The organism is Pontivivens marinum, from assembly GCF_900231835.1.
GTDB lineage: Bacteria > Pseudomonadota > Alphaproteobacteria > Rhodobacterales > Rhodobacteraceae > Pontivivens > Pontivivens marinum.
This window is the reverse complement of record NZ_OCTN01000005.1, coordinates 95,394-116,753: the sequence shown is the minus strand read 5'-3', so window position 1 is coordinate 116,753 and position 21,360 is coordinate 95,394. Positions and strand designations below refer to the sequence as shown.

Genomic DNA, 21,360 nt, shown 5'->3' with positions numbered 1-21,360 from the left:
CTAGGCGACAGGCTATTGCTGGGCTATTCTTGCAAAATATCAATCAGCATCAAAAAAAACAGAACAATGTCCTATCTCGATAACATACGCACCTTTGTGCGGGTCTATGAACTGGGCAGCATGTCTGCGGCGGGGCGCGATATGCGGATTTCGCCCGCTGTGACCTCCGCGCGGATTTCCCAGCTTGAGGATCACCTTAGCGTGCGTTTGTTCCAGCGCACAACGCGCAGCCTGACCCCGACGGAACAGGGGCAGGCATTTTATGCCGGTGCGTGCGAGATTCTGGAATCGGTGGAAAGCGCCGAGGCGCAGATCGTCAATATCACCGATAACCCCAAGGGATCGCTATATGTTGCCGCCCCGCTGGGCGTTGGTCGTCGCCTGATCGCACCGCAAGTGCCCGCCTTTCTGGAACAATACCCGCAGGTGCAGGTCCGCCTGCGCCTGACCGATCGTAAGGTTGATTTGACGGGAGAGGGGCTGGACCTCGCCTTTTTCCTCGGCCAACCGCAGGATAGCAAGCTGCGCATACGCAAGATTGCCGACGTGCCGCGTGTGCTCTGCGCCGCCCCGGACTATATCGCGGCGCGGGGCAATCCGGCCAATGGGGATGCGCTGATTGCGGATCAGCACGAATGTATCAGCCTGCGGTTTCCCGGTGCGACGGAATTCCAGTGGCGGCTGATGACGGCTGACGGCCCCAAGCGGTTTCGCGTAACGGGCCGCTACGAATCCGATGATGGCGACGTGCTGACCGATTGGGCGCTGGGCGGGCATGGCATCGTGATGAAACCGATCTTCGAGGTGTCCGACCATATCCACGCCGGCCGCTTGGTGCCGGTGGCCACGCAGACGCCGCCAGAGCCAATCCAGATGGCGTGCCTATATACCCACCGCAAACAGCAGGACCCCAAAACGCGCCTGTTCATGGAATTCGTGATCGAGCGGATCAGTCAGGCCGTGCGCAACAGCTCGCTACAGGTTCAGCTGCCGCGATAGGTGGAATAACCGAACGGCGATAGCAGCAGCGGCACGTGGTAATGCGAGGCCTGCGACATGCCGAACCGGATCGGGATCATATCCAGAAAACGCGGGCTTTCAGGCGGTGTGCCGGTCGCGTCCAGATAGGCACCCGCGTGAAAGACCAGCTCATATGTGCCGGTTTCAAACTGATCGGCGGGCAAAATTTGCTCATCCGTGCGACCGTCATCATTGGTCACGCAGGTCTTTAGCAGGGTGCGGGCCTCACCGTCGATGCGGTACAGATCGATCCGCAGTCCTGCCGCAGGGCAGCCGCGCGCCGTGTCTAGGACGTGAGTTGTCAGATATCCGGTCATCGGGGCTACTCCTATACTATTCCGCTTATATAGGCTGATACTGCAAAAATCGGCAAAGCGTGGAGGACAGAATGCTCCTTCGCATTTTTTTTGAAAACCACTTTGATTGTTTTGGATTACAGATATCTAAATCTGAAAGGACGTTCCCGTGAACCGCTACCCCCGAGATATGACCGGATATGGCGCAACGCCTCCTGCCGCGAACTGGCCCAATGGCGCGAAAATCGCCGTCCAGATCGTACTGAATTACGAGGAGGGCGGCGAAAACAACATCCTGCACGGCGATGCCGCATCCGAGGCATTTTTGTCCGAGATTACAGGCGCGCAGCCATGGGCCGGTCAGCGGCACTGGAACATGGAATCCATCTATGAATACGGCGCACGGGCCGGATTTTGGCGGGTTCACCGGATGCTTCAGGATCTGCCGATCACCGTTTACGGGGTGGCCACCGCCTTGGCCCGCGCGCCCGAGCAAGTCGCCGCCATGCACGCCGCCGGATGGGAGATCGCCAGCCACGGCCTGAAATGGGTCGAGCATAAGGACATGCCCGAGGACGAGGAGCGCGCCCAGATAGCCGAAGCGATCCGCCTGCATACCGAGGTTACGGGCACCCCCCCGCGCGGTTGGTATACGGGGCGTTGTTCCAACAACACCATTCGCCTCGCCGCGGAAACCAGCCAGTTCGCCTATATCGCGGATAGCTATGCCGATGACCTGCCATACTGGATGCAATTCGACGGCACCGATCAGTTGATCGTGCCCTACACCATGGATTGCAACGATATGCGTTTTGCCATTCAGGCGGGCTTTACCAATGGTGATCAGTTTGAAAGCTATCTCAAGGACAGCTTTGATTATCTATATGAGGAGGGCGTTGCCTGCGCCCCCAAAATGCTGTCCATCGGGCTGCATTGTCGCCTGATCGGCCGTCCGGGCCGCGCCGCCGCGCTACGCCGCGCCATTGAGCATTTCAAATCGCATGAGGGCGTCTGGTTCGCCACCCGCCTACAAATCGCGGAACATTGGGCCATGCAAAACCCGCCTGTACAACAGGATCGCCCCTCGGAGATGGATCGCGAAACCTTTGTGGCGGAATTCGGCGGTATCTTCGAGCATAGCCCGTGGATCGCGCAGGGCGCACATGCGCTGGAACTGGGCCATACCGATGATACCGCGCAGGGTATCCATCAGGCACTGTCCCGTATTTTCCGCAGCGCCTCACCCGAGCAACGTCTGGGGGTGCTGACCGCGCATCCCGATCTGGCCGGAAAGCTGGCCAGCGCCAAACGTCTGACGGCGGAATCCACGGCAGAGCAAGCCTCCGTCGGGTTGGACGCGCTGACCGATGCAGAACGCGATGCTTTCACCACGCTGAACGATGCGTACACCGCCAAATTTGGCTTTCCGTTCATCATTGCCGTGCGTGACAACACCAAGGCGTCGATCCTACAGGCGTTCCAGCAGCGCGTGGAAAACGACCGCGCAACAGAATTCGCCGCCGCCTGCAAACAGGTGGAGCGCATCGCCCAGCTGCGCCTGATCGAGAAGTTCGCAGGATGAGCACCCAATTGCCCATCACACCGCTAACCGCCGAACTCTTCGCGCCCTATGGCGATGTGCTCGACGTGTCCGGCGCACCGGATAAAATCATCAATCAGGGCCTGTGCGGGCGCTATCACGACCGCGCAAACCTCGACATCGTGGACGGGCGCGCAGGCATTAGCCTGTTCAAGGCCCAGCCCCGTACCCTGCCCATCACGCTGGATATGGTGGAACGTCACCCGCAGGGTAGCCAAGCGTTCCTACCGATGAGCCACGATCCCTTTATCGTGGTCGTCGCACCGGATCAGAACGGCATTCCGGGCCGCCCGCAGGTGTTCATCACGCAGGCGGGGCAGGGCATCAATTTCCATCGCGGCACATGGCACGGGGTTCTAACGCCCCTGCATGAGCCGGGATTATTTGCAGTCGTGGACCGCATCGGACAGGGCGCAAATTTGCAGGAGCATTGGTTCGATACGCCTTACCTCATTGGGGAATAAATAAAAAATGCCGATCGCAAAGGTTGGTTCTCTCACCTTCAGGACAGGGAATATTCACTATGGCAGACACCACAATCGGAACGCCGGAACAACTGCGCGATCCTAATTACACACCGGCCCTACACCAGGCGATCCCGTTGGGCATTCAACACGTCTTGGCGATGTTCGTGTCGAATGTGACACCGGCTATCATCATTGCGGGCGCGGCCGGATTTGGCTTTGGCTCGGATGCGGGGGCCAGCGGCTTTCCCGATATGACCTACCTGATCCAGATGTCGATGCTGTTTGCGGGCATTGCGACACTGTTTCAAACCATCGGTCTGGGGCCGGTCGGCGCGCGCCTGCCAATCGTGCAGGGCACCAGCTTTGCATTTATCCCGATCATGATCCCGCTGGTTGCGGGCAAGGGTGTTGAGGCACTGCCAGCCCTGTTCGGCGGTGTTCTGGTCGGCGGCCTGTTCCACGCCCTGCTGGGAACGGTAATCGGCAAAATCCGCTTCGCCCTACCGCCACTGGTGACGGGTCTGGTGGTGACGATGATCGGTCTGGCACTGGTGAAGGTTGGCATTCAATACGCCGCCGGTGGCGTTCCTGCGATCAACTCGCCCGAATATGGATCGCTGCTGAACTGGTCCGCCGCGCTGGTCGTGATCTTTGTGACGCTGGGGCTGAAGTTCTTTGCCCGTGGCATGCTGTCCGTATCTGCGGTCGTGATCGGCATTTTCGTTGGCTATTTCTATGCGATGATGATGGGCATGGTTACCCTGGACGGTATCGCCAATAGCTGGGGCCGTGCATCGGTGTTCCAATTCCCGATGCCGTTCAAATACGGGTTCGAGCTGAGCTTCGCCGCGATCATCGGTTTCTGTCTGATGGCGTTCGTTTCCGCAGTTGAAACCGTTGGCGACGTGTCCGGTATTACCAAGGGCGGCGCCGGGCGCGAGGCGACGGAGGCCGAGATTCAGGGCGCCACCTATGCGGACGGTGTCGGTTCCGCGATTGCCGGTATCTTTGGCGGGTTCCCGAACACGTCCTTCAGCCAGAATGTTGGCTTGATCGCGATGACAGGTGTGATGAGCCGCCATGTGGTGACCATCGGCGCGATCTTCCTGATTATCTGCGGCCTGATCCCCAAGGTGGGCGCGGTCATCAACACCATCCCGATCGAGGTTCTGGGCGGCGGCGTGATTGTGATGTTCGGCATGGTTGTGGCCTCGGGCATCTCGATGCTGTCCGATGTGAACTGGAACCGCCGCAATATGGTGATCTTTGCAATTGCGCTGTCGGTGGGTCTGGGCCTGCAATTGGAACCTAAGGCGGTGCAATACCTGCCCGATGCCCTGCGCGTTCTGATGACATCGGGCCTGCTGCCTGCTGCCCTGATCGCCATCGTGCTGAACCTGCTCTTGCCCGAGGATCTAACAGCCGAGGCAACCGAGGAGGTTTCCGGCGGCCTGTCGGGTAAGGGTGAGGGATCGATGGGCAGCAAATAAGCCCGCCGCTATCATTAGGGTCCGGCTGCACCAGTCGGACCCTTTTGGGGCTCAGAATGCCTTGCCACGGGCCGAAACGGGCCACAGCGACTCAACCTTGCCTTTGCGCACGCCAACATACCAATCATGCAAATTGCAGGTCGGATCGCAGTGACCGGGAACCAGCCGCAGCTTGTCATTGATTTTCAACGCACCACGGGGATCCGCGACCTCACCATGTTCATCCGAGCAATTGAGGTATTCGACATCGTTGCGACCAAAGATAATCGGCAGCCCGCTATCCAGCGACTGCACCTTTAGCCCCGCATCAACGACAGCTTGATCCACCTTTGTATGGCTCATCACGCTGGTCAGGATGAACAGGGCATTACGCCATTCACCATAATCGATCCGGTGGCCGGATTTATCCAGAATGCGCCCGTAATCGGCATCCATAAACGCGTAGGAGCCGCATTGCAGCTCATTATAAACCCCCGACTCGCTCTCGAATTGATAGGAGCCGGTGCCGCCGCCGCCCACGATATCGCATTCCAAACCATGCGCCCGCAATGCATCAACCGCCTCGGTGACTTGCGTCACGGCACTGTCCACAGCGGCGCGGCGATCATCGTATAGGTCGATATGTTGCATAGCGCCCTGATAGGCCTGAATCCCTGCGAATTTCAGCCCCTCAGCGGCGTCGATCAGCTGCGCGATCTCGACCACCTCCTGCGCGGTTTCCACGCCGCAGCGGTTCGCGCCACAATCAATCTCGACCAAGGCCTCGATCTGCGTGCCATGCTTGACGGCGGCGGCGGACAGGGCGGCGACATTTTCGGGATCATCAACGCAGCACAAAATCCGCGCGCCCAGTTTGGGCATACGGGCCAGACGGTCGATTTTCAGGGGATCCGTCACCTCATTGGTGATCAGGATATCGGTGATGCCACCACGGGCGAAAACCTCCGCCTCGGATACCTTTTGACAACACACCCCCACCGCGCCGCCCAGCGTTTGCTGCAATTTGGCGATATCGACCGATTTGTGCATCTTGCAGTGAACGCGCAGGCGCATGTTATGGGCGCGAACGTAATCGCCCATCTTCTTGATGTTGGTTTCCAGCGCGTCCAGATCCAGTATCAGGCACGGCGTCTGAATATCAGCCTCATCCATGCCGGGCAGTGCGGGGATATCATAGCCGACCTCGAGCCCGTCGAAATTGGTTGCTGCGCTCATGAAAAATCCCCTCGCGTAATCTGCATTGCCGGTTGATGGGCGCAGATTAGCCGTGGGATTGGCGCGGTTAAAAGCACCAAGTCCATGCGTTCAGCGAATGTCCCGTAGCGCGTGCGCGCAACCCTATCGCCGGTTCGGCGCGGCCAAGGGACGCAAGCCCATATGCCGGTTCACGTCTTTATACAGCAAATACCGGAACTTACCGGGGCCACCCGCATAACAGGCCTGCGGGCAAAAGGCGCGCAGCCACATGTAGTCGCCTGCCTCGACCTCAACCCAGTCGCTGTTCAGGCGGTAAACGGCCTTACCCTCCAACACATATAGCCCGTGTTCCATCACATGCGTTTCAAGGAAGGGGATAACCGCCCCCGGCTCAAACGTCACAATGGTGACGTGCATGTCATGACGCAGATCGGCGGGGTCGACAAAGCGGGTCGTCCCCCATTTACCGTCCGTATCCGGCATGATGGTGGGGGGGATGTCCTGCTCGTTCGCGATGATAACATCGGGTTGGTCGAGGCCGTTCACCGCTTCATAGGCCTTGCGAATCCAGTGGAACCGCAGGGTTTGATCGCTGGCATTGTGCAGCGTCCAGCCGCTGGACGGCGGTAGGTAAGCGTACCCACCTTCGGCCAGAACATGCGTCTCGCCGTTGACGGTCAGGGTTGCCTCCCCCTCCACCACGAACAGAACGCCCTGCGCGTCAGGGTCGGATTCAGGCCGGTCGGACCCGCCACCGGGGGCGACCTCCATGATATATTGCGAGAATGTCTCGGAAAAACCGCTCATCGGGCGGGCGATCACCCATAGGCGCGTTTTCTCCCAAAAGGGCAGAAAACTGGTAACTATATCGCGCATCGTCCCCTTGGGGATCACGGCATAGGCATCGGTGAAAACGGCGCGGTCGGTTAGAAGCTGCTCCTGCCCGGGGTGCCCGCCTGTGGGGGCAAAATACTTGGGTGACATGGCGGCTCCTGATGCGACATTACGTCATATAAATATGTGGTTACGGCATAGGATGATCCACCCGCAATGGGGCGACAGCACCTTTCGGGAAAATTTGGCAATCAACCGGGGCTGTGCAAAATTTCGTTCACCACATCGGGGCGTTCCAGACTGACCAGATGCCCGCAGCCGTCAACCTGTGTCAGGGTCGCATTGGGCAGGGCGGCGGCCAGTTTCTGGTGCAGCTTTGGCGGGCAAATCCGATCCTCGGACCCGACGATGATCTGTACTGGCACCGCGCAATCGGCCAACCGTTCCAACATGTCCCGCCGTGTGTTCAGCGCGTTGGATTGGCGGTGATATAGATCCTCATCCATAGCCGCGACCATTTCCGCAACCGGCGCGGCCAGACGGGCGGCAACATCCGTATCATGGGCAAAGAACATGGCCGTGAACGGGGTCGAGAATGCGGCCAGACCGTCGGCCCGCACATTCGCCTGCATTCCGGCGCGCCAGTCCTGCTCCACCTGTCGGGCGGCTGTGGGGTCGGTTGCCATCAGGCAGGCGCGGCGTACACGGTGGGGGGCGCGGGCCAGAACCTCCATCGCGATCATGCCGCCCATCGACAGCCCGCCCAGATCGAACTGTTCCGGCGCAGTGGCCAGCAACCGATTCGCCATAGCGCCCAGATCATCATCCTGCGTGACATCGGCAATGATGATGTCGTCGCGCTGCTGCGTTTGCGGTGCGTATAGGCGGCTGTCGCATAGATGGCCGGGGATCAGGATCAGCGTCATCGGGCGCTCCACAATAGATGAATCTTGTTAACGAATGCGGGTGGGCCAGCCACTTGCCAGCCATAGAGCAGCCGCAAAGCAGCCACAGCGCAGCCTGCCTCTTTCAGTGGTAACCATTGTAAACGGCGATCTCGTCGATCAGGCCGCGATAAACCGCATTCATCCGCGCATCGGGCTGTTGCGCGGTGATGCGCGGGCCGAGCGGGTCGTCGGCGGTGATCGTGCTGCGTGCCATTTCGGACAGCACGGCATGGCCGCAAAAGGGGACGTGAACCTCGGAATAGCCACCCTCATGCGCCATGGCCAAACGACCCTGACACAGCTCATCGGCGGCTTGCATCACCTGCTGGGTCATGGCGGCAAAGGTATCCGATCCGGCCAGCATACGGGCCAAGGGATCAACGCCGCTAGCATCGTAACCACATGCAATAATGATCATTTCCGGTTCAAACTGGCGCAGCGCCGGCACCACAATCCGGTGCATCGCGTGCAGATAGGCGGCATGCCCCGCGCCGGGGGGCAGGGGGATATTGATGTTGGCTTGGGCATCGGTTTCAACCCCGCCGCTATGCCATGGATAGTTTGCGGCCTGATGGATGGATGTGGTCAAGGCTTCGGAATCATTGGCAAAAATAGCCTCCGTCCCGTTGCCATGATGCACATCCCAATCCACAACGGCAAAGCGTTTGGCCAGCCCTGCTGCGCGGGCTTCCTCAATCGCGATGGCGATATTTGCCAATAAACAAAAGCCCATAGGCGTATCGGGCAGGCAGTGATGACCCGGTGGACGGCTGAGAGCATAGGCGTTTTCATGCTGCCCGCGCAGCACCCCCTGCACGGCGGCAGAAACCAGTCCCGCGGATAGCGCGGCAATCTCGTACCCGCCGGGGCCAAAGGGCGTTCGCTGGCCCAACTCACCGCCACCACTATCCGACAGGTGTTTGAATTCGCTCAGGTAATCGGCGGGGTGAATGCGGCGCAATGCCTCCTCGCTCGCCATTGGTGCGCTGGTCATCACCAGATCGCGTGACAGGCCGGTAACGTCGATCAAATTGCGCAAACGCCGTTTGGTTTCAGGGCTTTCGGGCAATCCACCTGCGGCAAGCGGCTGTACCAAACCACCCACGGGCGCGGTCAGGGCATAGTTGCCGCCGGAATGCCAAAAGCACCGCTCATCACTGTAAAACGCCGTCATCAACCGCCCTCCCGTTTTGGAGTAGTTGAGACGGATGGAGCCACGATTGCAACTATTCGATTGCGTCTAGTGCGGCCGCGATTGCTGCGACCTCGCTGGCTGCTTTGGACCGTGGTTGCAGTTCTGCGGCGGCCTTTCCAACAGCGAAAGCTTGTTGAAAAACAACGCGATTCCCCATCTGTTCGTCCAGCAGGTCAGCGGTCACCACGTCCCGCGCATCCTGTGCTGCACGCCCCGTTGGCGGCACGCGGTTCAGCAATACGCGCAGGGGGGTTTTCTCCTTACGTGCCATCTCAACCACCGGTTCCAGCGCCCATAGGTCCATCATCGAGGGTTGAGCAGGCGCAACCACCAGATCGCTATCGCGGATCGTGGCACGCAGCAAAATGTCAGCGTTTCCAGGGCAATCGACCAGAACCAGATCCGCCTTACGCGCGGCGGCGCGGATATCCGACCCTGCCTTCCAATCGGAACTGGCGGTGCATTCCATATCGCCCCGCATGCTGGCCCAACGGCTGAGCGAGCCCTGCGGATCCAGATCGACCAAGGCGACCGTGACTCCGGTTGCCAGCCAGTGATGGGCCAGTTGAGTCAGCACGGTTGTTTTCCCCGCGCCGCCCTTTTGTTGTGCAAACGTAATGATCCGGCCCATTTCCTACCCCGCAGTGCAATAAAGCGTAGCGTGACGCCTTTCGCAGGTAAAGAGAACCGAAATCGACTTGCGCTTAGGTCTGTGGCGCGTGACCGTGGTGCCATGAAACGTGGCAGCCTGAACCCTATCGACCATGTCGGCCCTGACGGAAAATTGCCGGTGCGCGTCAGCCCCGGCGCATCGGCGGAACGCTTGGTCCCCGGTGATCCGATGCGCGTGGCAGTCACGACCGTGCCCGAGGGCGGCAAGGCGAACAAGGCGGTTATTGCCCTGCTGGCACGGGCGTTTGGCTTGCCTAAATCCGCAGTGATCCTCGTGCGGGGGGAGGCCAGCCGTGATAAGGTTTTCCTGATCGAGCACGGGGATTAGCACATGGATGCAGATGTCATCATAATCGGTGCTGGCCTGTCGGGCATCTGCGCGGCCAGCGTGATCAGTGTGGCTCGCCCAAACGATAATATCGTTGTGCTAGAGGGGCGTAGCAGCATTGGCGGCACATGGGATTTATTCCAGTATCCCGGTGTGCGATCGGACAGTGATATGCATACGCTTGGCTATTCCTTTCGCCCGTGGCGAGGTCAGAGGGCGATCACGGATGGGCCGTCTATCCTTGAATATATCCGCGATACGGCACGCGATCAGGATGTGCAGCGACTGATCCGGTTTAATCATCGGTTGGTCGCGGCGAACTGGGATAGTGCCGCGCAGATATGGCACCTGCATGTGGATACACCGCAGGGCCAACAAACGTTGACCTGCCGCTTTCTGTTGGGCTGCACTGGTTATTATGACTACGAATCCGGCTACTTGCCTGATTTCGACGGGCAGGACGATTTCAGCGGAGCGATGGTTCACCCGCAGCATTGGCCCGATGGTTTGGATTGGGCCGGTAAGAATGTGGCCATTATCGGCAGCGGTGCGACGGCGGTGACTTTGCTGCCGGAACTGGCACGGGATGCGGCCCATGTGACGCTGATCCAGCGCACGCCCTCATATGTGGTGCAGATGCCTGCTCGTGACCGGATCGCAGGGTGGCTGGATCGTGTTGTGCCTGCGCGGACCTCTCACGCCATAACGCGGTGGAAAAACATCGTGGTGGGGATGCTGTCCTATCAGGTGACGCGGGCGTGGCCGGACCTTATGGGGCGCATGCTGGCCGGTAAGGCGGCGAAGCGGGCAGATGTGGACCCCGCACATTTTCAGGCCCCCTATGGGCCGTGGGATCAGCGGATTTGCGTCGCGCCGGATGGTGATATGTTTGATGCGCTGCGCGACGGGGCCAGTATCCGCACCGGTCATATTGATCGGTTCGAGGGGCAGGGCGTGCGGATGCAGCAGGGTGATTTCATCCCCGCAGATATCATCATTACCGCGACGGGGCTGCGCCTACGCTTGGGCGGTGGGGCCGATTTGTCGGTGGATGGGGGGCAGGTCCGCTTTCCCGATTTGGTCAGCTATAAGGGCGCGATGCTGTCCGGTGTGCCGAATTTCGCGCAGATGTTCGGGTATACCAATGCAAGCTGGACCCTGAAATGCGAGCTGATCGCCCGCTGGGTGGTGCGTGTTCTGGACCGGATGGAACGTGTCGAGGCAACCAGTGTCGTGCCAAAGCTGCCTGCGGACATGCCGCGAAAGCCCGCTGTGCCGCTAACCGCTGGCTATATCAAGCGCGGGGTGGGGGAGTTGCCGCTACAGGGCAATCGGGCGCCGTGGCGGGTGCATCAGAACTATCTGAGAGACATCTACGAATTCCGCTATGCGCCGGTGGATGACGGTGTGCTGACCTTTACCCGCTAGGCCCTAATAGGTTCTGTGCAGGTGTGGTCGGCGCAGGAATAGGTATAGCAGGACGCTATTCATCAGGGTGGCGAGGGCGAGGGGCAAAGAGATTTGCCACCCGAAATCCTGCGCCATCCAGCACAGCGCCACCACGTAGTGTGTTTCGATCAGGACGAATGTAGCCGGCAGGGCGATCCGGTCATTCCTGAAAAGAACCCGCGTTATGAACGGCAGCAGCAGATAGCTGACGAAGAAAAGGCAGATGATCCCGCTGGTCACGGCTATGGCCAATCCGGCGAGTGCTGCGAATGCCACTGTGCCGATTATATCTGAGGTAGCCATATCGCTGGGCGGTGCGTTCATGCCGCGCCACAAAGCGGTGATCCAGAAAAAACCTGCAACGGACAGGGTATAGCCCGCAAATTCTATAAGGCTGATGCTCAGGCTGGCTATCCCGTCCCTACCCTTTGGTGTCGCGAGCATAGCTGCCCTCGGGCAAATCCAGTGCTGCATGCAGGTCGCGTAATTGCGCGGTGGTCAGGGTCAGTGCCTGAACCTTGCCAGTGCGTGCATCCAGTTGTTCAACCCGCGCGCCATCGTCGAATAGCGTGATGGTCACGTCCTCGGCCGTGGGATTGTCGCCGACCAGTGTGACAACGGTCGCGTCGAATTCGTGTTCGATTGTAAACATGGGGCGAGCCTAGGGGGCTTTGGCCATTCCCACTAGGGGTGAAATGTCGCGCCAGTCCAGCCGGATCGCGGTGGAAGGGAAATCGTAGTCGGGATCGGGACCACGCCATGTTTCCATCGCGCCCAGCCGTTCATAAAACCGCCGTGCGCCATCATTGCCATCGACGATATACAGATAGGCCGCAGTGACGCCCTGCGCTGCGATTTGTGCAAAGGCTGCGGCGATCAGGCGGGGGCCAAGGCCGCCGCCCTGTGCAAAGCCCGCAATATGCAGCGCATCCAGATAGGCGGGGTTGCCGGTATTGACGCTGATAAATCCGGCCAGCCGGTCGCCCTGCATCGCGACCAGCGTTGTACCCCTGGGCAGATCGGCCCATTTGGCGCGCAATTGCGCCTCTGCTCCTGCGCCCAGATAATCGGCTGGCAGCAACCCGTCATAGGTCGTTCGCCAGCTTTGCAAATGCAGCGCCGCGATGGCCGGTAAGTCATCCGGTGTCGCTGTGCGGATCATACGGGCGTGCCCCACAGGTCGTATTCGCTGGCCTCGTCCACCTTAACGCTGATGATGTCGCCGGGGGACAGATGCTCGAACCCCTCGTCAATGAACAGGTTGCCGTCGATTTCGGGGGCGTCAGCCTTGGTCCGGCAGACGGCGCCCTCGTCATCGACGCTGTCTACGATGACATGCTGGATTGTGCCGACCTTGGCCTCCAGCTTCTCAGCGGAAATGCGCTGGGCGACCTGCATGAAGCGGGCGTAGCGTTCATCCTTCACGTCCTCTGGCACGTGATCGGGCAGGGTGTTGCTGCGGGCTCCTGCGACGTTTTCGTATTTGAATGCGCCGACACGATCCAGACGGGCCTCCTCCATCCAGTCGAGCAGATGCTGGAATTCCTCCTCCGTCTCACCGGGATAACCGACGATAAAGGTGGAGCGCAGGATAATATCGGGGTTTATGGCGCGCCAAGCGGCGATCCGCTCCAGCGTTTTGGAGGACGCGGCGGGGCGGGCCATACGCTTCAGCACATCGGGGTGCGAGTGTTGGAACGGGATGTCCAGATAGGGCAGCAGGTTCTCACCCATATGCGGGATCAGTTTGTCCACGTGGGGGTAGGGGTAGACGTAATGCAGGCGCACCCATGCGCCCAGCTTGCCTAGCTCGCGACTCAGATCCTCCATGTGGGTGCGAACCTCGCCGCCCTTCCATGGATGGGTGTCATGTTTGCGGTCCACACCATAGGCGGAGGTGTCCTGCGAGATTACGAGGATTTCCTTTACGCCGCTTTCAACCAGCTTCTCCGCCTCACGCAATACAGCATGGACGGGGCGCGAGGACAGTTTGCCGCGCATATCGGGGATGATGCAGAACTTACACTTGTGGTTACAGCCCTCGGAAATCTTCAGATAGGCGTAATGGCGCGGGGTCAGTTTCAGGCCCGCTGGCGGCATCAGATCGATGAACGGATCGGGGTCCGGCGGCACGGCGGCGTGCACGGCGTCCAGCACCTGCTCGTATTGATGCGGGCCGGTGACGGCCATGACCGATGGGTGGGTGCCGCGAATGTAATCTTCCTCCGCGCCCAAACAGCCGGTCACGATGACCTTACCGTTTTCGCGCAGGGCCTCGCCGATTGCCTCAAGCGATTCGGCCTTGGCGCTGTCCAGGAAGCCGCAGGTGTTCACGATCACGCTGTCCGCACCGGCATAGTCGCCGGTGATGGCGTAGCCCTCGCTGCGCAAACGGGTCAGGATACGCTCGGAATCCACCAGCGCCTTGGGGCAGCCAAGGGAAACCATGCCGATGGTTGGCTGGCCTGGACGGGCCTCACCGCGAATGACGGCGGCAGGGGCGAGGTCGGGGCGAATATCTGGTGGATTGGTGCTCATGCCCGCCTCTTACAACCAGTTCGCGATCCCGCAAAGTAGCTAGATGCATCCCCGACGCGATGTCGTGATAATTCTGCACGTTTTTCAGGCGCTGGGCGGTGCAAGTGACTGGATTTTGTAAAATTGTCGCGCAGGTGGTGTTGTGCTGCGCAGATGCCCTTTCCATGGCGCAAACGCGTGCTAAGACAAAGATGAACCCCGATTTTTGGAGATCGTGAATGGCCGAAAACCTGCAAGAGCCGCACCAGAACGAAGACGTCTACGCGCTGAACGCCGCGACGGTGGACGCCATTCTGGCCGCGCTCGAAGTGGGCGCGCGCGACCGGCTGCTTGAATTCCTGGGCCATATGCACCCCGCCGACGTGGCCGATTTGTTGGAGCAGATCGAACAGCCCAAGCGTATTCGCATGATCCAGATGTGGGGCGCCGATATCGACCCCGAGGTTCTGTCGGAGCTGGAGGAAGGCGTTCGCGACGACGTTCTGGAAACCCTGACAGCGGCCCAGTTGGGCGCAGCGGTTCAGGAGCTCGACACAGATGACATGGTGTATCTGGTTGAGGATCTGGAGGACGCGGAAAAGGAGGAGCTGCTCGACCAGCTCGACGATGTGGATCGTGTCGCGGTTGAGCAATCGCTGACCTATCCGGAATATTCCGCCGGTCGTCTGATGCAGCGCGAGATGGTCACAGCCCCCGCGCATTGGTCCGTGGGCGATGTGATCGATTTTATGCGGGCATCGGATGATTTGCCCGAACAGTTCTATGACATCATCGTCGTTGATCCGGCCATGCGCCCGATTGGTGAGGTGCGTCTGGGCCGTGTGATGGCGCATCCGCGCAGTGTCATGCTGGAACATCTGATGGAGAAAAAGCTGCGTACGATCCCTGTGGATCAATCGCAGGAGGATGTCGCCTACGCGTTCAACCAGTATCACATGATCCAGGCGCCGGTTGTGAATGCCGATGGCCGGTTGGTCGGTATCATCACCATGGATGATGCGATGGACGTGCTGGAGGATGAGGCAGAGGAGGATATGCGCCTGCTGGCCGGTGTGGGTGACGAGGAAATCTCGGACACCACATGGGAGATTGCGCGGCAGCGATTCCCTTGGTTGTTGGTTAATTTGATTACGGCGATTTTGGCCTCGGTCGTGATTTCGCTGTTCTCCGCCACGATTGAGGCGGTGGTCGCGCTGGCCGTGCTGATGCCGATTGTGGCCAGCATGGGCGGCAATGGCGCCACACAAACGCTGACGGTGGCGGTGCGGGCGATTGCCACGCGCGACCTTACCGGATCGAACGCCATGCGGGTGGTTCGGCGTGAATTGGTGGCTGGTACGCTGAACGGCATCGCCTTTGCTGCAATTATCTCGGTCGTCGGTATCGTGTGGTTTGGCAGCCCGATGCTGGGGCTGGTGCTGGCCATTGCGATGATCGGCAATATGGCTGTGGCTGGTTTGGCGGGCATTATTGTGCCGCTGACATTGGATAAGGTCGGCGCCGATCCGGCGCTTGCCTCGGGGACATTTGTGACGACGGTGACGGATGTGGTCGGCTTTATGCTGTTCCTTGGGCTGGCGTCGGTGTTGTTGCTGTAAGCTGTGAATATACTGGTCGGAGGTGATCGTGGTTATCTGCGGATGCCTCCGGCGGGGATATTGCAAGAATGCGATGAATGTGGCGGGGCTTGCGTGAACGGGCATGTGGGCGTATATGAGACGATAACAGCGACTGTCGGCCTCCACCCCCGACGATCACCGAAACATGCAACGGGCCGCTGGCCCGTTTTTTTATGCCCGAAAGGTGCCCGTATTCATGACTGATATGATTGCAAAGGCGTCCATTGATCGCCGCATCCATGATATCATTGCGCCCGCCATTGAGGATATGGGCTTTGAAATCGTGCGCATCCGGTTCATGGGCGGCAAAACCAAGGTCGTGCAGATCATGGCCGAGCGGCCCGAGGGTGGGATCGAGGTGGATGATTGCGCCAAGATTTCGAACACCGTTTCCGCGCTGATGGATGTCGAGGACCCGATCGAGGGGGAATATGCCCTCGAAGTTTCCTCGCCCGGTATTGATCGCCCGCTGACACGCCTCAAGGATTTTGAGCGTTACGAGGGATATCAGGCCAAGGTTGAAACAACCGAACTGATCGACAATCGCCGCCGGTTTAACGGTGAGTTGCGCGGCGTTCAGGACGGCGAGATTCTGATCGAGATTGCCGAGGGCATTGTTGGCCTGCAATTCGACTGGCTGGCAGATGCAAAACTGATTCTGACCGATGAGCTGATCGCGGAGAGCCTGAAGGCGCGCGATACCAAGCTCGAAGGATTTGACGAGATCATCGAGGATGATGCCTCGAGCGAAGAGGAGTAACGGACAATGGCAACGGTTGCAGCAAACAAGCTTGAGCTTCTTCAGATCGCCGACGCGGTTGCGCGGGAAAAGATGATCGACCCCGGTTTGGTTATCGAGGCGCTCGAAGAAAGCTATTCCAAGGCGGCAAAGGCCCGTTACGGCGCTGATTACGACATTCGCGCCCATATCGACCGCAAGACCGGCGATCTGACCATGACCCGTGTGCGTACCGTGGTGGAGGAGGTCGAGGACCACTTTACCGAGCTGGACCTGCACGACGCCCGTGACGTCGATCGCAACGCAGAAATCGGCACCGAGCTGAGCGATTTGCTGCCTCCTATGGATTTCAGCCGCATCGGCGCGCAGTCGGCCAAGCAGGTCATCATGCAGCGTGTGCGTGAGGCTGAGCGTGAGCGTCAATACGACGAGTTCAAGGACCGCAAGGGCACGATCATCAACGGTCTGGTCAAGCGTACCGAATATGGCAACGTCATCGTCGATGTTGGCCGTGGTGAGGCAATGCTGCGCCGCGATCAGTTGATCCAGCGCGAAGCCTTCCGCAATGGCGACCGCATCCGCGCCTACATCAAGGACGTACGTCTGGAGCAGCGTGGCCCGCAGATCTTCCTGTCGCGTACAGCGCCTGAATTCATGGCTGAGCTGTTCAAGATGGAAGTTCCTGAAATCTATGACGGCGTGATTGAAATCAAGGCAGTGGCTCGTGATCCGGGTTCGCGCGCAAAGATCGGCGTGATCTCGTTCGATTCGGGCATTGATCCGGTCGGCGCCTGCGTCGGTATGCGTGGTAGCCGCGTTCAGGCCGTTGTGAACGAGCTGAACGGCGAGAAAATCGACATCATTCCATGGAATGACGACGCTGCGACCTTCCTCGTCAACGCATTGCAGCCAGCCGAGGTGGCCAAGGTTGTGATGGATGAGGAAGCAGGCCGTATCGAGGTTGTGGTTCCTGATGAGCAGCTGTCGCTGGCCATTGGTCGCCGCGGTCAGAACGTGCGTCTGGCCAGCCAGCTGACCGGTTGGGACATCGACATCATGACGGAGGCCGAGGAATCGGAGCGTCGTCAGGCTGAATTCGCTGTCCGCTCGAAACTGTTCATGGATTCGCTGGATGCGGATGAGATGGTCGCGCAGCTGCTGGTTTCTGAAGGGTTCACCAGCCTTGAAGAAGTTGCCTATGTTGAAATCGAGGAGCTGTCGGGAATCGACGGGTTCGACGAGGAAACAGCGCAGGAGCTTCAGACCCGTGCTCGTGAGGCATTGGACGCAATCAACGCGGCCGCAACGGCCAAGGCGAAGGAAATGGGCGTCGAGGATTCGCTGTTCGAATTCGAGGGCCTGACCCCGCAGATGATCGTTGCGCTGGCTGATGATGGTATCATGAACCTGACCGATTTTGCACAATGTGCAGATTGGGAACTGGCTGGCGGCTACACCACTGTAGACGGCAAGCGGGTTAAGGATGACGGATTGCTGGAGCAATTCGATGTCAGCCTTGAGGAAGCAAAAGAGCTGGTTCTGACGGCGCGCGTGCTGCTGGGCTATATCGATGCTGACGAAATGGTTGCCCAACAGGCCGCCGACGCTGAGGCCGCAGCTGCTGAGGCAGGCGCGGACGCAGATGAGGAGGCCGAGGGCTGATTGAAGCTTTCGGAGGATCGCCGGTGAGTCGCGGTGGACGTGAAAAAGATCGCAGCGAGCCAGAACGGCGTTGCATAGCGACGGGGGAGTGCGGGTCAACCGCCCCCCTCGTCCGCTTTGTGGTCGGGCCTGATGGCGATGTTTTTCCTGATGTGGCTGAAAAGGCACCCGGGCGGGGTATGTGGGTGACCGCAGACCGTGCTGCGATTGATCTGGCGGTAAAGAAAAACCTGTTCAGTCGGTCGGCCAAGGCACCTGTAAAGGCCACTCCGGACCTGTCAGATCGGGTAGAAGCGTTGCTAACGCGACGACTTCAAGACGCGCTGGCTCTTGCCAGAAAGGCCGGTCTGGCCCATATGGGGTTCGATACGGTCCATCGGCGGTTGAAATTCAGTCCGGTCGCCGCATTGATTGAGGCCAGCGATGGATCTGACGCGCAACGCGCCAAGCTCCGCCCGATGGCCAGGGAAGCGCCTGTGATCTCCTGTCTTTCCAGGGAGGAATTGGGTTTGGCATTCCGACGGGATAATGTGATACATGCCGCGCTGGACGCGGGCGGTGTCACGAAACAGGTCCTTAGGGAGGCGTCGCGGCTAAACGGGCTGCGGGGCCATCAGGCCGTTTCAGTAGACTGACCGCCGCGATGCGCGCGACGGACGAGATGAGATTTGCACGACGGGGCACGGGGCTCCGACAAAAAGGTTAAGGTCAGCATGAGCGACAACAAAGGCAACGGCGACAAGGGCAGGACAGTCGGGACACGCGGTAGCGGGACCGAGACGAGCCGCGTCCGGCAGAGCTTCTCCCACGGGCGATCCAAATCGGTCGTCGTGGAGAAGAAGCGAAAGCGTGTCGTGGTGCCCAAGCCTGGAACAGCAGCGACCGCCGGCGCAAATGCCGCGCAGGTTCGCAGCGCACAGGGCGGGGCCAGTGCATCCGTTTCTGACAGCGAGATCGAACGCCGCCGCCGCGCCCTTATGGCCGCGAAGGCATCTGAGGCTGAGCGTGTCGCAAAGGAAAAAGAGGCCGAGGAACGCCGTAAGGCAGAACTCGCAGCCCTGCGTGAGCAAAAAGAAACCAAAGAGCGTGAAGCTGCTGAGGCAGAGGCGCGCATAATCGCCGAGGCTGAGGCCAAGGCGATGCAGGAGGCTGAAGAAGCCAAGCGCAAAACCGACGAGGAAGCACGCGCCCGGAACAAGCCACGGGCGAAGAAGGAGGAGAACGTAATCTCCCCCGCCGACGCACCTGCGCCACCGAACGAGGTTGAGGGCCCGCGCCGTACCGCGCCGGGTTCCGCGCCAAAGCGTGACGACCGTCGTGAGGACCGCAATGCCAAGAAGACCCCGGGTGGTGACAAGCGTCGCTCCGGTAAGCTGACCATCAACCAAGCGATGGGTGGCGAAGGTGGCCGTCAGAAATCTATGGCAGCGATGCGTCGCCGTCAGGAACGTCAGGCCCGCAAGGGTGGCGGTTCGAACGAGCCTCGTGAAAAGGTAGTTCGCGACGTTAAGATCCCTGAGGCGATCACGGTGGCAGAACTGGCCAACCGTATGGCTGAGCGGGTCGCATCTGTTGTGAAATCCCTGATGCAAAGCGGCATCATGGCGACACAGAACCAGACGATCGATGCCGATACGGCTGAATTGATCGTTGAGGAATTTGGCCACCGCGTTGTTCGCGTATCGGATGCTGACGTCGAGGATGTCATCACGCTGGTGCAGGACGATCCGGCGGATCTGCAACCTCGGGCGCCTGTCATCACGATCATGGGTCACGTTGACCACGGTAAAACCTCGCTGCTCGACGCGATTCGCAAGACGAACGTTGTGTCTGGCGAGGCTGGCGGCATCACGCAGCATATCGGTGCGTATCAGATCACCACGGATGACGGGACGCTTCTCAGCTTCCTCGATACTCCGGGTCACGCGGCGTTTACGTCGATGCGTGCTCGTGGTGCTCAGGTAACGGATATCGTTATCCTTGTGGTTGCTGCGGATGATTCGGTCATGCCGCAAACCATCGAAGCCATCCACCATGCGAAGGCTGCGAAGGTTCCGATGATCGTCGCAATCAACAAGATCGACCGCCCCGGCGCCGATCCGATGAAGGTGCGCACGCAGCTTCTGCAACATGAAGTTGTTGTTGAAGCGATGTCGGGCGACGTTCTGGATGTTGAGGTTTCGGCTGTTACCGGCGCTGGTCTGGATAAATTGCTTGAGAATATCGCGCTTCAGGCTGAATTGCTCGAACTGCGCTCCAACCCTGATCGCGCCGCTGATGGTGCCGTGATCGAGGCAAAGCTGGACGTGGGCCGTGGCCCTGTTGCGACAGTTCTGGTTCAGAACGGTACATTGCGCCGTGGCGATATCTTCGTGGTAGGTGAGCAGTGGGGCCGTGTGCGCGCACTGATCAACGATCAGGGTGAGCGCGTTGAGGAGGCTGGTCCTTCGGTTCCGGTTGAGGTTCTTGGCCTGAACGGCACACCTGAGGCTGGCGATGTTCTGAACGTGGTTCCTGATGAGGCACGTGCCCGTGAGATCGCGGAATACCGTCAGCAGCTCGCGAAGGATAAGCGCGCGGCGGCTGGTGCTGCGACCACGCTCGATCAGCTTCTGGCGAAGGCCAAGGCAGATGAGGACGTTTCCGAGCTGCCCATCGTGGTTAAGGCGGACGTTCAGGGTTCGGCCGAAGCGATTGTTCAGGCGATGGAGAAGATTGGTAACGACGAGGTTCGGGTGCGCGTTCTGCATTCCGGCGTTGGCGCCATCACCGAGAGCGACGTGACACTGGCAGAAGCAGCCGGCGCGCCGATCATCGGCTTCAACGTTCGTGCAAACGCCCCGGCGCGTGAAGCGGCGAACCAGAAGGGTCTGGAAATCCGTTACTACTCGATCATTTATGATCTGGTGGATGACGTGAAGCAGGCAGCTTCCGGTCTGTTGTCGGCTGAGGTTCGTGAAACCTTCATCGGTTACGCAGCGATCAAGGAGGTCTTCAAGGTCTCCAATGTCGGTAAAGTTGCCGGTTGTGTCATCACTGAGGGTGTGGCCCGTCGTTCCGCAGGTGTTCGCCTGCTGCGTGACAACGTCGTTATCCATCAGGGCAAGCTCAAAACGCTCAAGCGCTTCAAGGACGAAGTCAAAGAGGTTCAGGGCGGTCAGGAATGCGGTATGGCGTTCGAGAATTACGAAGACATCCGCGCTGGCGATGTCATCGAGATATTCGAGACGGAGGAGATCGAGCGCACGCTCTGATCTATCCCCGTCGCTAGAATTCAAAAGGCCCGTCAGAAATGGCGGGCCTTTTT

21 protein-coding genes are annotated in these 21,360 nt (G+C 59.6%); 11 read left to right on the top strand and 10 right to left on the bottom strand.

Annotated elements, in window-relative coordinates; genetic code table 11:
* The first annotated feature begins 66 nt into the window (after positions 1-66).
* Positions 67-999, top strand: coding sequence for a LysR family transcriptional regulator (locus CR254_RS12695; RefSeq protein ID WP_097930551.1), 933 nt, complete (start codon positions 67-69; stop codon positions 997-999).
* Here CR254_RS12695 and uraH read toward each other — a convergent pair.
* Positions 984-1,337: a hydroxyisourate hydrolase gene (gene uraH, locus CR254_RS12690; protein ID WP_097930549.1), complete on the bottom strand. Its 354-nt coding sequence runs from the start codon at positions 1,335-1,337 to the stop codon at positions 984-986. The genes CR254_RS12695 and uraH overlap by 16 nt on opposite strands.
* 148 nt (positions 1,338-1,485) lie before the next feature.
* Here uraH and puuE point away from each other — a divergent pair, with 148 nt between their 5' ends.
* From puuE to CR254_RS12675, 3 genes are read left to right on the top strand one after another with little or no spacing between them, the layout of a single operon-like run.
* Positions 1,486-2,898 (top strand): allantoinase PuuE, encoded by a 1,413-nt coding sequence (gene puuE / locus CR254_RS12685; protein WP_245851622.1) that lies wholly within the window; start codon positions 1,486-1,488, stop codon positions 2,896-2,898.
* Entirely contained in the window at positions 2,895-3,380 is a 486-nt protein-coding gene (locus CR254_RS12680) for an ureidoglycolate lyase (RefSeq protein ID WP_097930546.1), read from the top strand. Before puuE ends, CR254_RS12680 begins: the two co-directional genes overlap by 4 nt.
* 59 nt (positions 3,381-3,439) lie before the next feature.
* Positions 3,440-4,873 carry a uracil-xanthine permease family protein gene (locus tag CR254_RS12675; RefSeq protein WP_097930544.1) on the top strand — a complete coding sequence of 478 codons (1,434 nt, stop codon included), beginning with the start codon at positions 3,440-3,442 and terminating at the stop codon, positions 4,871-4,873.
* 51 nt (positions 4,874-4,924) lie between these two features.
* Here the strand turns inward: CR254_RS12675 and bhcC are convergent, their stop codons facing one another.
* From bhcC to CR254_RS12650, 5 genes are all read right to left on the bottom strand, one after another.
* Positions 4,925-6,088: a 3-hydroxy-D-aspartate aldolase BhcC gene (gene bhcC / locus CR254_RS12670; RefSeq protein ID WP_097930542.1), complete on the bottom strand. Its 1,164-nt coding sequence runs from the start codon at positions 6,086-6,088 to the stop codon at positions 4,925-4,927.
* Between the two features lie 123 nt (positions 6,089-6,211).
* Entirely contained in the window at positions 6,212-7,054 is an 843-nt protein-coding gene (locus CR254_RS12665) for a bifunctional allantoicase/(S)-ureidoglycine aminohydrolase (protein ID WP_097930540.1), read from the bottom strand.
* Positions 7,055-7,155: 101 nt separating this feature from the next.
* A complete protein-coding gene (locus CR254_RS12660) occupies positions 7,156-7,830 on the bottom strand; it encodes an alpha/beta fold hydrolase (protein ID WP_097930538.1) in 675 nt (224 codons plus the stop codon).
* Positions 7,831-7,933: 103 nt separating this feature from the next.
* Positions 7,934-9,028, bottom strand: coding sequence for a histone deacetylase-like amidohydrolase (locus tag CR254_RS12655; protein WP_097930536.1), 1,095 nt, complete (start codon positions 9,026-9,028; stop codon positions 7,934-7,936).
* 49 nt (positions 9,029-9,077) lie between these two features.
* Complete coding sequence (locus tag CR254_RS12650) at positions 9,078-9,677, bottom strand: AAA family ATPase (RefSeq protein WP_097930534.1); 600 nt, start codon at positions 9,675-9,677, stop codon at positions 9,078-9,080.
* A gap of 102 nt (positions 9,678-9,779) precedes the next feature.
* Here CR254_RS12650 and CR254_RS12645 point away from each other — a divergent pair, with 102 nt between their 5' ends.
* Positions 9,780-10,046, top strand: coding sequence for a DUF167 domain-containing protein (locus CR254_RS12645; protein WP_097930817.1), 267 nt, complete (start codon positions 9,780-9,782; stop codon positions 10,044-10,046).
* A 3-nt stretch (positions 10,047-10,049) separates the two neighbouring features.
* The gene (locus CR254_RS12640; RefSeq protein ID WP_097930532.1) at positions 10,050-11,474 is read left to right on the top strand and encodes a flavin-containing monooxygenase; all 1,425 of its coding nucleotides are present in this window, start codon (positions 10,050-10,052) and stop codon (positions 11,472-11,474) included.
* A 3-nt stretch (positions 11,475-11,477) separates the two neighbouring features.
* Here the strand turns inward: CR254_RS12640 and CR254_RS12635 are convergent, their stop codons facing one another.
* The 4 genes from CR254_RS12635 to rimO are packed head-to-tail and all read right to left on the bottom strand — an operon-like array spanning position 11,478 to position 14,033.
* A complete protein-coding gene (locus tag CR254_RS12635; RefSeq protein WP_097930530.1) occupies positions 11,478-11,939 on the bottom strand; it encodes a hypothetical protein in 462 nt (153 codons plus the stop codon).
* Positions 11,917-12,147, bottom strand: coding sequence for a DUF8831 family protein (locus CR254_RS12630; protein ID WP_097930528.1), 231 nt, complete (start codon positions 12,145-12,147; stop codon positions 11,917-11,919). The genes CR254_RS12635 and CR254_RS12630 overlap by 23 nt, the downstream gene beginning before the upstream one ends.
* Positions 12,148-12,156: 9 nt before the next feature.
* The gene (locus tag CR254_RS12625) at positions 12,157-12,657 is read right to left on the bottom strand and encodes a GNAT family N-acetyltransferase (RefSeq protein ID WP_097930526.1); all 501 of its coding nucleotides are present in this window, start codon (positions 12,655-12,657) and stop codon (positions 12,157-12,159) included.
* The gene (rimO, locus tag CR254_RS12620) at positions 12,654-14,033 is read right to left on the bottom strand and encodes a 30S ribosomal protein S12 methylthiotransferase RimO (RefSeq protein WP_097930524.1); all 1,380 of its coding nucleotides are present in this window, start codon (positions 14,031-14,033) and stop codon (positions 12,654-12,656) included. The genes CR254_RS12625 and rimO overlap by 4 nt, the downstream gene beginning before the upstream one ends.
* A 218-nt stretch (positions 14,034-14,251) precedes the next feature.
* Between rimO and mgtE the strand changes: the two genes are divergently transcribed.
* From mgtE to infB, 5 genes are all read left to right on the top strand, one after another.
* Positions 14,252-15,631: a magnesium transporter gene (gene mgtE / locus CR254_RS12615; RefSeq protein WP_097930522.1), complete on the top strand. Its 1,380-nt coding sequence runs from the start codon at positions 14,252-14,254 to the stop codon at positions 15,629-15,631.
* Positions 15,632-15,848: 217 nt separating this feature from the next.
* Positions 15,849-16,412: a ribosome maturation factor RimP gene (rimP, locus tag CR254_RS12610; protein ID WP_097930815.1), complete on the top strand. Its 564-nt coding sequence runs from the start codon at positions 15,849-15,851 to the stop codon at positions 16,410-16,412.
* Between the two features lie 6 nt (positions 16,413-16,418).
* Positions 16,419-18,053 carry a transcription termination factor NusA gene (gene nusA / locus CR254_RS12605; RefSeq protein ID WP_097930520.1) on the top strand — a complete coding sequence of 545 codons (1,635 nt, stop codon included), beginning with the start codon at positions 16,419-16,421 and terminating at the stop codon, positions 18,051-18,053.
* Positions 18,054-18,076: 23 nt separating this feature from the next.
* Positions 18,077-18,688 carry an RNA-binding protein gene (locus CR254_RS12600; RefSeq protein WP_097930518.1) on the top strand — a complete coding sequence of 204 codons (612 nt, stop codon included), beginning with the start codon at positions 18,077-18,079 and terminating at the stop codon, positions 18,686-18,688.
* Positions 18,689-18,766: 78 nt separating this feature from the next.
* Positions 18,767-21,307, top strand: a complete 2,541-nt coding sequence (infB, locus tag CR254_RS12595; RefSeq protein ID WP_097930517.1) for a translation initiation factor IF-2 — start codon at positions 18,767-18,769, stop codon at positions 21,305-21,307.
* The last annotated feature ends 53 nt before the right edge of the window (positions 21,308-21,360 follow it).

Excerpts from the sequence above, each read along its gene's own strand:
- CR254_RS12695 (WP_097930551.1), top strand. The coding sequence starts at position 67 with ATGTCCTATCTCGATAACATACGCACCTTTGTGCGGGTCTATGAACTG.
- uraH (WP_097930549.1), bottom strand. The coding sequence starts at position 1,337 with ATGACCGGATATCTGACAACTCACGTCCTAGACACGGCGCGCGGCTGC.
- CR254_RS12680 (WP_097930546.1), top strand. The coding sequence starts at position 2,895 with ATGAGCACCCAATTGCCCATCACACCGCTAACCGCCGAACTCTTCGCG.
- CR254_RS12675 (WP_097930544.1), top strand. The coding sequence starts at position 3,440 with ATGGCAGACACCACAATCGGAACGCCGGAACAACTGCGCGATCCTAAT.
- bhcC (WP_097930542.1), bottom strand. The coding sequence starts at position 6,088 with ATGAGCGCAGCAACCAATTTCGACGGGCTCGAGGTCGGCTATGATATC.
- CR254_RS12665 (WP_097930540.1), bottom strand. The coding sequence starts at position 7,054 with ATGTCACCCAAGTATTTTGCCCCCACAGGCGGGCACCCCGGGCAGGAG.
- CR254_RS12660 (WP_097930538.1), bottom strand. The coding sequence starts at position 7,830 with ATGACGCTGATCCTGATCCCCGGCCATCTATGCGACAGCCGCCTATAC.
- CR254_RS12650 (WP_097930534.1), bottom strand. The coding sequence starts at position 9,677 with ATGGGCCGGATCATTACGTTTGCACAACAAAAGGGCGGCGCGGGGAAA.
- CR254_RS12645 (WP_097930817.1), top strand. The coding sequence starts at position 9,780 with ATGAAACGTGGCAGCCTGAACCCTATCGACCATGTCGGCCCTGACGGA.
- CR254_RS12640 (WP_097930532.1), top strand. The coding sequence starts at position 10,050 with ATGGATGCAGATGTCATCATAATCGGTGCTGGCCTGTCGGGCATCTGC.
- CR254_RS12635 (WP_097930530.1), bottom strand. The coding sequence starts at position 11,939 with ATGCTCGCGACACCAAAGGGTAGGGACGGGATAGCCAGCCTGAGCATC.
- CR254_RS12630 (WP_097930528.1), bottom strand. The coding sequence starts at position 12,147 with ATGTTTACAATCGAACACGAATTCGACGCGACCGTTGTCACACTGGTC.
- CR254_RS12625 (WP_097930526.1), bottom strand. The coding sequence starts at position 12,657 with ATGATCCGCACAGCGACACCGGATGACTTACCGGCCATCGCGGCGCTG.
- rimO (WP_097930524.1), bottom strand. The coding sequence starts at position 14,033 with ATGAGCACCAATCCACCAGATATTCGCCCCGACCTCGCCCCTGCCGCC.
- mgtE (WP_097930522.1), top strand. The coding sequence starts at position 14,252 with ATGGCCGAAAACCTGCAAGAGCCGCACCAGAACGAAGACGTCTACGCG.
- rimP (WP_097930815.1), top strand. The coding sequence starts at position 15,849 with ATGACTGATATGATTGCAAAGGCGTCCATTGATCGCCGCATCCATGAT.
- nusA (WP_097930520.1), top strand. The coding sequence starts at position 16,419 with ATGGCAACGGTTGCAGCAAACAAGCTTGAGCTTCTTCAGATCGCCGAC.
- infB (WP_097930517.1), top strand. The coding sequence starts at position 18,767 with ATGAGCGACAACAAAGGCAACGGCGACAAGGGCAGGACAGTCGGGACA.